Here is a 12,545-nt window from a genome sequence, read left to right on the forward strand (position 1 = left end):
AGGCCGTGATCCATCTATCCGCCGAAATCAGACGGCGAAGAGGAGGAGGAGAGCGACGAGCAGCGAGAAGATGCCCAGAGCTTCCGTAACGGCGAAGCCGAATACCAGACGGCCGAACTGGCTGTCAGCGGCAGACGGATTGCGCAGAGCGCCGGAGAGGTAGTTGCCGAAGATGTTGCCGAGGCCGAGAGCCGTACCGGCCATACCAAAGCAAGCCAGACCTGCACCGATGAACTTTGCTGCTTCCGCTTCCATGTTGAACTCCTTTGAAATGGTTGTTGCGGCGAATGACTGACGCCCTTTGACGTCGATGTCGTTATCCTTAGTGCCCGCCCGGATGGATCGCGTCGTTGAGGTACATGCAAGTCAGCACCGCAAAGACGTAAGCCTGAAGGAAGGCAACGAGGAACTCGAGACCGGTCAGGGCGACGGTCATGATGAGGGGAAGAACGGCTCCGCCGATACCGACTGCACCGAGGGCTCCAAGCGAGGCAACGAAGCCTGCGAACACCTTCAGCGTGATGTGACCGGCGAGCATGTTTGCAAATAGACGAACGGAGAGCGAAATCGGACGGGACAGGAAGGAAATGATTTCGATCAGGACGACCAGCGGCAGCAGAAGGCCGGGCACGCCCGAGGGCACGAAGACGTTCAGGAAGTGAAAGCCGTGCTTATAGAAACCGTAGACCAGGACCGTGCCGATGACGAGGAGCGCCAGCGCGAAGGTGACGATGATCTGGCTCGTCACCGTGAAGAAATAGGGGAACATGCCGAGCAGGTTCGCCGTCAGGACGAACATGAAGAGCGAGAAGACCAGCGGGAAGAACTTCATTCCCTGCTTGCCTGCGCCTTCTTTCAGCATATTGGCGATGAATTCATAGGACATTTCCGCGACCGACTGCGAACGGCCCGGCACGATGGCGCGGTTCGAGGTCGCGAAATAGAGAAAGCCTGCGGCAACGGCAGCCGAAGCGGCCATGAACAGCGATGCGTTGGTGAACGAAAAATCAATTCCGCCGATTTCGATCGGGACAATCTTCTGGATCAGGAACTGATGAGTCGGATCGTTAGACACCGCTTGTTCTCTCTCTTTGGCCCGCAGGACGCGGGGTCATTGCACTGGACCGGGACCGGTCCTTATTTCTTGTCGTCCTTGTCGTCCAGGGGATGGGCCACCACCCCCGCAGAACGCAGCACGTTCAGAACGCCGGCACAGAATCCGAGAAGCAGAAGAACAATCATTCCCCAAGGCGCCGTGCCAACAAAACGGTCGAAGACATAGCCAAGAACGGCACCGACGATGATGGCGGCAATGAACTCGCTGGAAAGCTTCATCGCCTGGGCATAACCTTTGCGGCTTACCTCGGCGCGGGCTTCGTTCGCCTCGTCCATTTTCGCCTCGACGCGCTTGGTCGCGAGTTTCGCTTCCAGTTGCGCACGGCGCTTCTCAAGACTTTCTTCGCGGTCGTCCGCCATGGATCTATCCTCGCCTGCCCGTCGCCCGCACTCCCGCTACCCCGGTCATTCGGACCCCGGACGCGAAGGTTGAGACCCTTCCGGCCCGTTCTGAAGTCGCGCGCAACATAGTTTTAGGGATTAGTATAGTCAAGGCGTAGACAGCTTCTGTCCAGCGAGAAAATAGTCACATGGAATCAATGAGATAAAGCGATCGCGGGTCGATCGCACAAATTCGACGGAAAGAATCCGCTTTTCGGGGCCGGAAATCGGCCGGACCCGGACGATTTATCTCAGCTCCAGCCGCCGCCATAGGTGCGGTAGAAGACGTGGAGACCGATGCGGCCGACCTTTTCCATGGTCTTTGCCCATTTCGGCCGGACGTAGACGGCGTGGTAATGAGTCGCCGAGCCCACCTGCGGCAGCCAGATTTTGCCTGCTGTCACCGCCATCGCCACATCGCGGGCCATCCGCCAGTGATATTCCGAGTTCACCCTGTCCTTGATGGCGTCGCAGGCGAAGGAAAACTGGCAGCGGTTGCGCCAATCCTCGTTCTGATAGACGACGCCGCAGATGGTCTTCGGATAGGCAGGATTGCGGACGCGATTGAGAATGACCTGAGCAACGGCCGCCTGCCCCTTCACCGATTCTCCGCGCGCCTCGAAATAGATGCCGGAGGCAAGACATTGCTGCTCGCGGGCGGAAAAGACGCTCGGCGGCAGCACGCTAGCGGCCCAGGCGTGATCACGCGGGCCGATCTCGGGGACGAAGCGGCCGCTGTCCTGATCGGTCAGGATCGAATCGAAGGGCGACTGGCTGGCATAGTCGGGTGTTGCCGGCGCATAGGCCGTCGCCAGCACGTCGGCCTTGTTGCTGGTGACGAGGTTTGCCAGCACCGCCGGCACGCCGTTGTCGGTCACCACCGCCTGCTTCTTATAGAAAGAAGTGGCGATCTCGATTTCCTTGCCCTGGATCTTCGGCTTGACGAAGGCCGATCGGTCCTTGAGGTCGAAGCTCGGGGTGAACAGCATCCTGGTGCGCTCGAGAATGGAGCCGGCGGAAAAATCCTTCGGCGGCTGCATCTTTTCGACGGCGACGATGCGGCCCTTCTTCATGCCGCGATTGACGCGATCCTCGTCCGGCGTGTCCTCGTGGCCCTTGGCCGCGCCCTTGTCCTTGGCAGCGCCCTTGTCCGGGGCAGAGAAAGCGACCTTGCGGCCATCCGGCAGCACCATGCCGGCGCCCGACGCGATCGAACCCGTCACATCAGGATCGGCAAAGGCGAGTTCAGCCTGATGAATGGAGCCGGCCGGAGAATTGGTCAGAACCATACGCCAGCTCTCGCCGTCACGATCGAGACCGGCGAGCATGGTGGCGAGGTCGGCGTGGGAGGCGACGCTCGGGAAGATCAGCCAGCCGGCAAGACCGAAGATGACAGGTGACACCCAGTTCTCGGGAAGCAGCTTGCTACGGGAGGGACTCTTTCGACGCAACACGAACTCCGGGCATGGAACGCGGGAACATTCCATCGAAAATCTCTCATTAACCTTGACGTCCGGTTAACGGGTCGTGCCGGAATGTGACCATCGGCGGTTTTGGATATTCCGATTTGGCTGGTTTGACGGGACGCATCCCCAAGCTCCGTCATCCTCGGCCTTGAGCCGAGGATCCATGCCGCTGCTTATGGTGGGTGCCGTGTGGATGCTCGGCTCAAGGCCGAGCATGACGGAGGACGAGGTGACGGAAGTGCAAGACAGCGGGGAGACCCGCGTCAGGGCTGTCGCCCGCACCCGTCAAATAATGACGTGCGACCCCAGTTCGACCACGCGGTTTGCCGGCAGGCGGAAGTAGTCCGAAGGGTTGGTGGCGGCGTTGGCAAGCGCGATGTAGAGCCGGTCCTGCCAATAGGGCATGCCGGACTTGGCGTCCGGCACCAGCTTGCGGCGGCCGAGATAGAAGGAGGTCGACATGATGTCGAACTTCAACCCGGTCTTGCGCAGCGTCGCCAGGGCCTGCGAGACATTCTGCGATTCCATGAAGCCGAACAGCAGTTCGACGCGGGAGAACCGCTCGGAGATCGGCTCGACCTTGTAACGGTCGTGGCTCGGCACGCGCGGCTTGTTGACGGTGCGGATCGTTAGGATGACGTTGCGGTCGTGCAGCACGTGATTGTGCTTGAGATTGTGCAAGAGGGCGGCCGGGGCCGATTCCGGATCGCTGGTCAGGAAGATCGCAGTGCCCGGAACCTGGGCCGGCGAATGCTCGCTCTTGCGCTCGATGGAACTGACGAACGAGGCGAGCGGAATATCTGTATGCCGGGTCTTTTCCAAGAGGATCGCGGTGCCGCGGCGCCATGTCCACATGACGATGGTAAAGGCGGTGGCGATCAGGATCGGGATATAGCCGCCATCGTGGATCTTCAGAAGGTTGGCGCCAAGGAAGATCAATTCGAGCACGACCAGCGGCGCAAGCGCGGCCACCGCGAGGGGGAACGACCAGTTCCAGCGGGCGCGGACGAATTCGAAGGCCATGATCGAGGTGACGACCATGGCGCCGGTGACGGAAATGCCGTAGGCGGTCGCCAGCGCGTCCGAGGTCTTGAAGCCCAGTACCAGGAAGATGACACCGAAGAACAGCACGGCATTGACCGACGGCACGAAGATCTGCCCGGTATTGGTTTCCGAGGTGAAGAGGATTTCCATGCGCGGCAGGAAGCCGAGGTTGATGCCCTGGCGCACCATCGAGAACGCGCCGGTGATAACCGCCTGACTGGCGATGATCGTCGCGGCGGTCGCCAGGATGACGACCGGCAGCAGCGCCCATTTCGGATACATCAGATAGAAGGGATCGGACATCGTCATCGGATTGCCGAGAACGAGAGCGCCTTGCCCGAGATAGTTCAGCGTCAGTGCCGGGAAGACCAGCAGGAACCAGGCCCACTGGATCGGGCGGCGGCCGAAATGGCCGAGATCGGCATACAGCGCCTCCGCACCCGTTACCGTCAGGAAGACGGCGCCGAGCACGACGATTCCGTAAAAGCCCTCATGCAGCAGGAAGGCGACGGCATAATAGGGATTGAAGGCGGCAAGGATGCCGTAGTCATCGGAGATATGGGAAATGCCGGCGGCCGCCATGACCAGGAACCAGACGGCGGTGATCGGGCCGAAGAATTTCGCCACCGCGCCGGTGCCGCGCGATTGCACGACGAAGAGCAGCGCCAGGATCACCACCGAAATCGGCACGATATACTCCGACAGCCTTGGTGTGACGAGCTTCAGGCCCTCGACCGCCGACAGCACCGACAGCGCCGGCGTGATCATCGCATCGCCGAGAAAGAGGGCAGCCCCCATCAGGCCGAGCAGCATCAGTATGGCGGTGTGGCCGTTGGCGGTCTTCATCAGAAGGGCAAGCAGCGACAGCGTGCCGCCCTCGCCTTCGTTATCGGCGCGCAGCAGGAAGAGCACATATTTGATGGTGACGATGATCGTAAGCGCCCAGATCATCAGCGAGATCAGGCTGATCACCTCGAAGCGGGTGACACCGTCATGGGCGACAGGCTTCAGCGCCTCGCGAAAAGCATAGAGCGGGCTGGTGCCGATATCGCCGTAGACGACGCCGACGGAACCGAGCGCGAGATAAAAAAGCTTGCGCGGCGTCATTTGGCGTTCGTGCGGATGGCTCTCTTCGGACATGAAATTTCAACAGGCTTCTCAGAGCCAGCCTTTCCAGCGAAAGAAGAAAAAGGGGATCACGGCTGATATCACCATCAAAGCCAGTGAGAAGGGGTAACCCGCCGTCCAAGCCAGCTCCGGCATGACCTGAAAGTTCATGCCATAGACGGATGCGACCAATGTCGGCGGCAGGAACACGACCGAGGCGATCGAGAAGATCTTGATGATCGAGTTCTGTTCGATGTTGATCAGGCCGAGCGAGGCGTCGAGCAGGAAGGTGATGTTGGCGGCGACAAAGGCGGCATGCTCCGACAGCGACTGGATGTCGCGCGAGATGGTGCGGCAGAGCTCCTTCGCCTCGTGGTCCTGCTGGATCGCCGGGATCGTGTGAAAGAATGTCAGAAGCCGGGAAAGCGAGCCGAGACTATCGCGCAGCTTGCTGATCATGCGGTGATGACCGGCAATATCGCGCAGTTTTTGCTCGAGATAGTTCGAAGGCTTGCGCACCTTTTTCGCCCGGCCGAAGACATGCGTCGACAAAATGTCGATGCGCGAGACGGAGGTTTCGAGGATTTCGGCGGTGCGGTCGACGATCGTCTCCAAGAGCTTGGCGAGAAGGGCAGAACCACTGCGCCAGTTTTCCGGCAGCCGGTGAAGGGCGGCGATGAACAGCGCGAAGGATTTTGGATGGGCGTAACGGATGGTGACCAGACGGTTTCCGGCCAGAATGAAGGCGACATCGGTCAGCGTCGGCGCGTCGGTCTCCGCCTTCCAGACGAGCGAAGCGGTCATGAAGACGGCGTCGTTTTCGATGTAAAGGCGAGCCGAAGGTTCGATATCCTTGAGATCCTCGCGGGTCGGAACTTCGATGCCGAGAACCTTCTCGACATAAAGCTCCTCCTCGCGGCTCGGCTCGACCATGTCGATCCAGACGACATCCTCGGGAAAGGATGCCGGCTGCGAGAGATCGCGGATCTCGACCGATTTGCAATTGGAGCAGTAAGCGGTGATCACCGGCAGTGTCTCCGATGCTCACGACGCTTGGTGGCCATCGCCATTTTCATCGGAAGCCTTTCCATGCCGCCGCCATCGCGGCGGCGCGAAGGTCGCTCGTCCCAGGTCCAAACGGAAGCGGATCAAGAAAGTTCATAAAACTCCGGCTGCATCCGGCCTTCAAGGCCACCATGCGCATTGTGCTCCACCGCATCGCAGTTACCAATCCTTCGATCTTGCAGGCGGGCCAGAACCTTCGAAACGAAGGGCGGCCGACATTGAGCATCTGCAGCAACGCCATCATGGCGCCGCGGCATATGCAGCAAAGCCGTGAAATAATCAAGACATCTTCCGTGAAGCGCGGCTTTTCACCACGTTTCCCCCACAATCGGGGTGATCGCAGGCGGTGATTCGGCGCTTGGCCTTCCGGTATGTCCTTATGCCGGCGCCGCCGTGGGGTTCCGGCAGGCCAGCGCTATTCGAAGACGATCGCCGGAGCCGGTCGCCAGGACTGGCCGGCGAGCTGCTCCCAGACCTTGGCGGCGATGCCGCGATAGATGCCGGCGACGACGCCGTTCGGATCGGAGGCGACGAGCGGGGTGCCGGCATCGGAGGTTTCACGGATATTCATCGTCAGCGGCACTTCGCCGAGGAAGGGCACGCCGATGCGCTCGGCCTCCTTGCGGGCGCCGCCGTGACCGAAGATGTCGTAACGGGTGCCGGTATCGGGCGCGATGAAATAGCTCATGTTCTCGACGATGCCGAGCACCGGCACCTCGACCTTGCGGAACATGTTGAGGCCCTTGCGGGCATCGATCAAAGCGAGATCCTGCGGCGTGGAAACGATGACGGCGCCGGCAAGCGGCACCTGCTGGGCCATGGTCAACTGCGCATCGCCGGTGCCGGGCGGCATGTCGACGACGAGGACGTCGAGCTCGCCCCAGGCGACTTCGCGCAGCATCTGCAACAGCGCCGACTGAACCATCGGCCCGCGCCAGATCATCGCCGTCTCCTCGTCGACGAGGAAGCCCATCGACATGACCTTGAGGCCGTAATTCTCCATCGGATTGATGATGCGGCCGTCGATCTGCGTCGGGCGGCCGGATATCTTCAGGAGCCGCGGCATCGAAGGGCCGTAGATATCGGCATCGAGAATGCCGACGCGAAGGCCGTTGGCGAGCAGGCCGAGCGCCAGGTTGACGGCGGTGGTTGATTTGCCGACCCCGCCCTTGCCGGAGGCGACGGCGATGATGGCGCCGATGCCGGGCACGCCGATCTTGCCGGCCCGCGGCGGCTGTTGCTGGGGCGCATGGGCGTGATGCTGATGATCGTGGGCCCCATGATCATGACCGCCATGGCCGTGCGGCGGGTTCGGCGCCGGGCGGGCAGCAGGTGCTGCGGCCGTCGCCTTCCTGTCCGCCGTCAGCGTGACGAGCGCACCCTTGACGCCGGGCATTTCCTTGATGACGCGCTCGGCGGCGAGCCGCATCGGCTCCAGCTCCTTGGCGCGCTCGGCTGGGACGGTGATGGAGAAATAGACCTTGCCGTCGGAAATGAACACATCGGAGACCATGCCGAGCGCAACGATATCGTGCTCGAGATCCGGTCCGCGCACGGTCTTCAGCGTTTCGAGAACCTGTTCCTTGGTGACGTCGGTCATTCCACCCTCACTGCTTCTTCTTGCAGACCACGGCGTGTCTTTCAGGACGAGAAAGGACGCCATGGCACCTTGCATGCGGTAGAGATAGTGGAGGCGCACGTCTTCGCCAAACAAAATCATCGGGAGGAAAATCGATTTGCCGGCTTTGAAAAACGCCGGCCGGGATTCGAAATCCGTTGCGGCCATCAAGTCCGCCGGGCTTTCGCCCTGATGGCCGCAACGGTCTCTCTCCCCGAGAACCGGCGCAATGCGGGGCGAACTAGCGCAAGCCGAAAAAAATGCCAGAAAAAAGTGACCAGCAAGACGAAATCGTGAGCAGCTGCGCAAGAAGCGGTGCCGAAAGGCAACAACCGCCGCCGACCCCGAAGGCCGGGAGAGAAGCGGCATCGGCGTCTGGCGGTGGTGTGTCGGCCGCGCCATTTCCTGGCGCTGGTCAGCAAAGTCCCCTCTGGACCTCTAGCAGAAGAGATGCAGAAAGCGTGCCAGATGGAAAAGCTAGGAAAAGCGGCGAAACGACGCTCCGATCTGCCTACGCGCTAAGCGGCAGGCAGGAGCCGATCGCCAGCTTTGCAACTTATTTGATCAGGCCGATCCGCAGCGCCTTGGCGACGGCCTGGGTGCGGTTGACGGTGTCGAGCTTCTTGGTGGCGCGGTTGAGGTAATGATTGACCGTATGCTCGGACAGCGACAGGATTTCGGCGATCTCGGCGCTGGTCTTGCCGGCCGCCGTCCAGTTCAGGCAATCGATCTCGCGGTCGGTCAGCGCATCGGTCACGCGGGTATCGAGATTGCGAATCTCGGCAAGCCTGTCGAAGACATGGATGGCGATATAACAAAGCTCGCGCATCTCGGCCGGGCTGAAGGGTTCGCGATCGCCGGCAAAGGAGACGGCTCCGCGCAGGCCGGAGGCCTCATGCGTCGGGAAATAGGCGCAACGCATCATCCTGAAACGTTCGAATAGCCCAACGACCAGAGCGGACTTGCCGTCGTCGCGTGGCCAGCTCTGTCGCGACATGTCGTAGAAGAAGGGCCGCGCCGATGTTCTCAGCCGCCGCAGAACCGGGCTGTCCACCATCAAGCCCTCCTGGTCATAAAGCGCCAGAAGCTCGGCCGGCCAGCTGGTGAGGACGGTGCTGCCCTGAAGATCGAGGGAGGTGATCGGCGGCAGATTGAGCACCATGAAGGCGCGGCAGCGATAGGCTTCGGTCACGCGTTTCAAAAACCGGAAAATGTCGAACTGGGTCTTCAGCCCGGCAATTTCCTTGATGTAATCGTCTTCTTCCGCGGATGTTTGCGACAAAGGTTCCATCACATTTCTTCATCTTCGGCGCCGCGGCCCGGTTGCTTGCATCAGGGAATGACGATTGCTTCTGTATCAAGTGCTGTCGACCGCGACATCAAGTGTTCGGCCGACAATTGTTGTCGACTTCGCGGACTATTTCCAGTTGTCGTGATTCGCCGGCAAATCTCAATTTTTTCCGTTTCAGTCTTTTGTCTTATACCCGCAATCACCGACCGCTGATCATCGCCTCATCTAGCGACGCGGGCCGAGGCGGATGCGCATGCCTTCCATGATCCTCCCGGCTGCCTGCCGAACCGGAACGGCCCATTGGGCGAGAAGTTCCATCGACAGGCGATAGGCCGGGCCGGTGATCGAAACGCCGCCGAGAAAGGTCCGATCTTCCGACCAGATGGGTGCGGCGACGCAACGGATGCCGGCCTCATGCTCCTCACGGTCGAAAGCATAGCCCTGATCGGCGATCTCATGGATTTCGGCGAGCAGACTTGCCGGCGAAGCATGGGTGGCGGCGGTAAAGCGGGTGAAATTCACGCCGGCAAGGAGATCGACCAGGCTTTCGGCCGGAAGCAGCGATAGCGCCACCTTGCCGACGCCGGTGCAGTAACAGGGCGAAGCATTGCCGATCTGCGAATACATGCGCACCGGCTGACGGCCTTCGACCTTGTCGAGGTAGATGATCGACTGCCCTCTGAGAACGCCGAGATGCACGGTCTCCCCGGTCGCCTGCTGCAGATCGGCAAGGTGCGGTTCGGCAATCAGGCGGAATTCGTTGCGCGCCCAGCTGCGGGCGGCGAAATCGAGCAGGCGCAGGCCCGGCGCATAGCGGCCGTCACCGTCGAGTTCGAGCAGCCCCTCCTCCACCAGGTGGCTGAGCTGGCGATGCAGGGTGCCGCGCGGCTGGCCGGCGAGCGACAGGATGTCGGTGAACCGCAACGGCGCATCCGCATGGGTGACGAGATCGAGCAGCACCATCAGCTTGCCGAGTGTGCCGGTCTCGCGTGCCTGCGCTATGCCGCCGCCGTAAGCATTCATCGTCTCATCCGCCCTTGACAGAAGGGCCAGCATAAACCGATAATTCCATATAGTCAAATTCAGTTCCAAATAATGGAACAGTTCACCTCGTCGGGAGAAGACGATGGCCGCGACAGCAGCCCAATTTCCGGAGTTCAGAGACCGAACCGTGCTCGTGACCGGCGGCGGCTCGGGCATCGGCGCTGCAATCGTCGAAGGTTTCGCGCGCCAGGGCGCCAAGGTTTCCTTCATCGACATCGCCGAGGCCGCCGGCCACGCGCTTGCCGAGCAGCTGTCGGGTCACACCGCGCATCCTGTCACCTTCTACCATGCCGATCTGCGCGACATCGACGCGATCCGGCGCACGGTCGACAGCGTCGTTGCCGCGTCCGGGCCGATCCGCGTGCTCGTCAACAATGCCGCCTGGGACGATCGCCATGAATTCGATGCGGTCACCGAGGCCTATTGGGACAACAACCAGGCGGTCAATCTGCGGCATGTGTTCTTTACCTCGCAGGCGGCGGCGCCATCGATGCGGGCGGCCGGCGGCGGGGCGATCGTCAATATGTCGTCGATCGCCTTCAAGCTCAACATGGGCGGTTTTCCCGCCTATGCGGCGGCGAAGGCTGCGGTCGTAGGCCTGACGAAGAGCATGGCAGGCCGGCTCGGCCCGGAGAATATCCGGGTCAACTGCATCCTGCCGGGTATGGTCGTCACCGAACGGCAGATGCAGTTGTGGCTGACCGAAGAGAGCATCGCTCGCTCGGTCGAGCAGCAATGCCTGAAAGTCGCGCTCAAAGCCGATGCGATCGTCGGTCCCTGCCTGTTTCTTGCATCCGACTGCGCGGCCGGAATGACCGCCCAGTCCCTGATTGTCGATGGAGGCATTCTGTAATGACAAATCCGTCTTATGTCGCGGTGGACTGGGGCACCAGCAGCTTCCGGCTGTGGCTGATGGCCCGGGACGGCAGCGTGCTTGCCGAACGCCGCAGCGGCGAAGGCATGACCAGCGCGGCAAAGACCGGCTTTTCCACCGTGCTATCAAGCCATCTTGCCGCCATCGAAGCGCCGGAAAACCTGCCGGTGGTGGTCTGCGGCATGGCCGGCGCAAGGCAGGGCTGGGTCGAGGCCGGCTATATCGACGTGCCTGCACCGCTCGCCTCGATCTTGACTGCCGCCGTCCGCGTGGCCGGCGAAAGCCGCGACATCCGCATCCTGCCGGGCCTCGCCCAGCGGCAGGCGGCGACGCCGGATGTCATGCGCGGCGAAGAAACCCAGCTTCTCGGCGCGCTCGGCGGCACGAGCGTCGCCGCCCAGGCGGTCTGCATGCCCGGCACGCATTCGAAGTGGGTGCATGTGACGGATGCTACCGTCACCGGCTTTTCCACCTTCATGACCGGCGAACTCTTCGACGCGATCAGCAAACACACGATCCTGTCGCATGCCGTTGCGGGGGCGCAGGAGCAGCCGGCCGATGCGGCGGCCTTCGAAGCGGCGGTCTCGGCCGCTTTCGCCCGGCCGGCCCTTGCCTCCAACCTGCTCTTTACCGCGCGCTCCGGCCAGCTCCTGCACGGGATCTCCGCTGCTGCCGCGCAAGCCCGGCTCTCCGGCACGCTGATCGGCCTCGAAATCGCCGGTGCGCTGCAGGATGCCGCCAACTCAGGCATCACCCTCGTCGCCTCCGGACGCCTGCAGGCGCTTTACGAACAGGCCTTCAAAACCCTCTCCCTTGCCTTCACCGCTATCGATGCGGACGAGGCTGTGCGCCGCGGGCTATCGGCCGCCGCCGAAGCCATCTGGCCGAATTGAGAAAGCTGACACGATGAACCGTATCCCCTTCCCCGACATGAAGCGCCCGCTGATCGCCATCCTGCGCGGCATCCGGCCCGACGCGACCGAAAGCGTCGTCGGCGCCTTGATCGACAACGGCCTGACGGCGATCGAAATCCCGCTCAATTCGCCGGAGCCGTTCAAATCGATCGAGATCGCCGCCAAGATGGCGCCAGCGGAGGTGCTGATCGGCGCCGGCACGGTGCTGACGGTCGAGGCGGTCGACAGCCTGAACGCGGCCGGCGGCAAGCTGCTGGTGACGCCGAATGTCGAACCCGAGGTCATCATCCGGGCGCGCGACCATGGCATGGTGACGATGCCGGGCGTCTTCACGCCGACCGAGGCGCTGGCTGCGGCGCGGGCCGGCGCCACCGGGCTCAAATTCTTTCCGGCGAGCGTGCTCGGTCCTTCCGGAATCACGGCGATCCGGGCGATCCTGCCGCCGGAACTGACGATTGCTGCCGTCGGCGGCGTATCGGACAAGAATTTCGCCGATTACACCAAGGCCGGCATCTTCGCCTTCGGCCTCGGCACTAGCCTCTACAAGCCGGGAATGAGCGCGGCAGAGGTTGCCGAGCGTGCGAAAGCAACCATTTACGCCTATGATGCAGCCATGGGAGCGTGA

13 protein-coding genes are annotated in these 12,545 nt (G+C 61.9%); 4 read left to right on the top strand and 9 right to left on the bottom strand.

What is annotated here, in order from left to right; genetic code table 11:
• Positions 1–27: 27 nt before the first annotated feature.
• From C4N04_RS26260 to C4N04_RS26285, 6 genes are all read right to left on the bottom strand, one after another.
• Positions 28–255 carry a F0F1 ATP synthase subunit C gene (locus C4N04_RS26260; protein ID WP_010026583.1) on the bottom strand — a complete coding sequence of 76 codons (228 nt, stop codon included), beginning with the start codon at positions 253–255 and terminating at the stop codon, positions 28–30.
• A 67-nt stretch (positions 256–322) separates the two neighbouring features.
• The gene (locus C4N04_RS26265) at positions 323–1,075 is read right to left on the bottom strand and encodes a F0F1 ATP synthase subunit A (protein WP_038687163.1); all 753 of its coding nucleotides are present in this window, start codon (positions 1,073–1,075) and stop codon (positions 323–325) included.
• Positions 1,076–1,137: 62 nt separating this feature from the next.
• Complete coding sequence (locus C4N04_RS26270; protein ID WP_038687161.1) at positions 1,138–1,476, bottom strand: AtpZ/AtpI family protein; 339 nt, start codon at positions 1,474–1,476, stop codon at positions 1,138–1,140.
• Between the two features lie 272 nt (positions 1,477–1,748).
• Positions 1,749–2,984 (bottom strand): cell wall hydrolase, encoded by a 1,236-nt coding sequence (locus C4N04_RS26275; protein ID WP_106797409.1) that lies wholly within the window; start codon positions 2,982–2,984, stop codon positions 1,749–1,751.
• Between the two features lie 264 nt (positions 2,985–3,248).
• Positions 3,249–5,147: a potassium transporter Kup gene (locus tag C4N04_RS26280; RefSeq protein ID WP_106797410.1), complete on the bottom strand. Its 1,899-nt coding sequence runs from the start codon at positions 5,145–5,147 to the stop codon at positions 3,249–3,251.
• Positions 5,148–5,165: 18 nt separating this feature from the next.
• On the bottom strand, positions 5,166–6,140 hold the full coding sequence (locus tag C4N04_RS26285) for a magnesium transporter CorA family protein (protein ID WP_106797411.1): 975 nt from the start codon (positions 6,138–6,140) through the stop codon (positions 5,166–5,168).
• 14 nt (positions 6,141–6,154) lie between these two features.
• On the opposite strand from C4N04_RS26285, the gene C4N04_RS32300 reads away from it, so the two are divergent.
• The gene (locus tag C4N04_RS32300; RefSeq protein ID WP_225882569.1) at positions 6,155–6,529 is read left to right on the top strand and encodes a hypothetical protein; all 375 of its coding nucleotides are present in this window, start codon (positions 6,155–6,157) and stop codon (positions 6,527–6,529) included.
• A 65-nt stretch (positions 6,530–6,594) separates the two neighbouring features.
• Here the strand turns inward: C4N04_RS32300 and C4N04_RS26295 are convergent, their stop codons facing one another.
• The 3 genes from C4N04_RS26295 to C4N04_RS26305 all read right to left on the bottom strand — a co-directional run bounded on the left by C4N04_RS26295 (position 6,595) and on the right by C4N04_RS26305 (position 10,111).
• Positions 6,595–7,779: an Mrp/NBP35 family ATP-binding protein gene (locus C4N04_RS26295; RefSeq protein ID WP_106797459.1), complete on the bottom strand. Its 1,185-nt coding sequence runs from the start codon at positions 7,777–7,779 to the stop codon at positions 6,595–6,597.
• 574 nt (positions 7,780–8,353) lie between these two features.
• On the bottom strand, positions 8,354–9,088 hold the full coding sequence (locus C4N04_RS26300; protein WP_106797412.1) for an autoinducer binding domain-containing protein: 735 nt from the start codon (positions 9,086–9,088) through the stop codon (positions 8,354–8,356).
• Between the two features lie 225 nt (positions 9,089–9,313).
• On the bottom strand, positions 9,314–10,111 hold the full coding sequence (locus C4N04_RS26305; RefSeq protein WP_106797460.1) for an IclR family transcriptional regulator: 798 nt from the start codon (positions 10,109–10,111) through the stop codon (positions 9,314–9,316).
• Positions 10,112–10,214: 103 nt separating this feature from the next.
• On the opposite strand from C4N04_RS26305, the gene C4N04_RS26310 reads away from it, so the two are divergent.
• From C4N04_RS26310 to C4N04_RS26320, 3 genes are read left to right on the top strand one after another with little or no spacing between them, the layout of a single operon-like run.
• A complete protein-coding gene (locus C4N04_RS26310) occupies positions 10,215–10,985 on the top strand; it encodes an SDR family oxidoreductase (protein WP_106797413.1) in 771 nt (256 codons plus the stop codon).
• On the top strand, positions 10,985–11,899 hold the full coding sequence (locus C4N04_RS26315) for a 2-dehydro-3-deoxygalactonokinase (RefSeq protein ID WP_106797414.1): 915 nt from the start codon (positions 10,985–10,987) through the stop codon (positions 11,897–11,899). Before C4N04_RS26310 ends, C4N04_RS26315 begins: the two co-directional genes overlap by 1 nt.
• A gap of 13 nt (positions 11,900–11,912) precedes the next feature.
• On the top strand, positions 11,913–12,545 hold the full coding sequence (locus C4N04_RS26320) for a 2-dehydro-3-deoxy-6-phosphogalactonate aldolase (protein ID WP_106797415.1): 633 nt from the start codon (positions 11,913–11,915) through the stop codon (positions 12,543–12,545).

Origin of the sequence: Rhizobium sp. H4, from assembly GCF_003013335.1 — a bacterium.
Classification (GTDB): Bacteria; Pseudomonadota; Alphaproteobacteria; order Rhizobiales; family Rhizobiaceae; genus Rhizobium; species Rhizobium sophoriradicis.

Excerpts from the sequence above, each read along its gene's own strand:
- C4N04_RS26260 (WP_010026583.1), bottom strand. The coding sequence starts at position 255 with ATGGAAGCGGAAGCAGCAAAGTTCATCGGTGCAGGTCTGGCTTGCTTT.
- C4N04_RS26270 (WP_038687161.1), bottom strand. The coding sequence starts at position 1,476 with ATGGCGGACGACCGCGAAGAAAGTCTTGAGAAGCGCCGTGCGCAACTG.
- C4N04_RS26275 (WP_106797409.1), bottom strand. The coding sequence starts at position 2,984 with ATGGAATGTTCCCGCGTTCCATGCCCGGAGTTCGTGTTGCGTCGAAAG.
- C4N04_RS26280 (WP_106797410.1), bottom strand. The coding sequence starts at position 5,147 with ATGTCCGAAGAGAGCCATCCGCACGAACGCCAAATGACGCCGCGCAAG.
- C4N04_RS32300 (WP_225882569.1), top strand. The coding sequence starts at position 6,155 with ATGCTCACGACGCTTGGTGGCCATCGCCATTTTCATCGGAAGCCTTTC.
- C4N04_RS26295 (WP_106797459.1), bottom strand. The coding sequence starts at position 7,779 with ATGACCGACGTCACCAAGGAACAGGTTCTCGAAACGCTGAAGACCGTG.
- C4N04_RS26300 (WP_106797412.1), bottom strand. The coding sequence starts at position 9,088 with ATGGAACCTTTGTCGCAAACATCCGCGGAAGAAGACGATTACATCAAG.
- C4N04_RS26305 (WP_106797460.1), bottom strand. The coding sequence starts at position 10,111 with ATGAATGCTTACGGCGGCGGCATAGCGCAGGCACGCGAGACCGGCACA.
- C4N04_RS26310 (WP_106797413.1), top strand. The coding sequence starts at position 10,215 with ATGGCCGCGACAGCAGCCCAATTTCCGGAGTTCAGAGACCGAACCGTG.
- C4N04_RS26315 (WP_106797414.1), top strand. The coding sequence starts at position 10,985 with ATGACAAATCCGTCTTATGTCGCGGTGGACTGGGGCACCAGCAGCTTC.
- C4N04_RS26320 (WP_106797415.1), top strand. The coding sequence starts at position 11,913 with ATGAACCGTATCCCCTTCCCCGACATGAAGCGCCCGCTGATCGCCATC.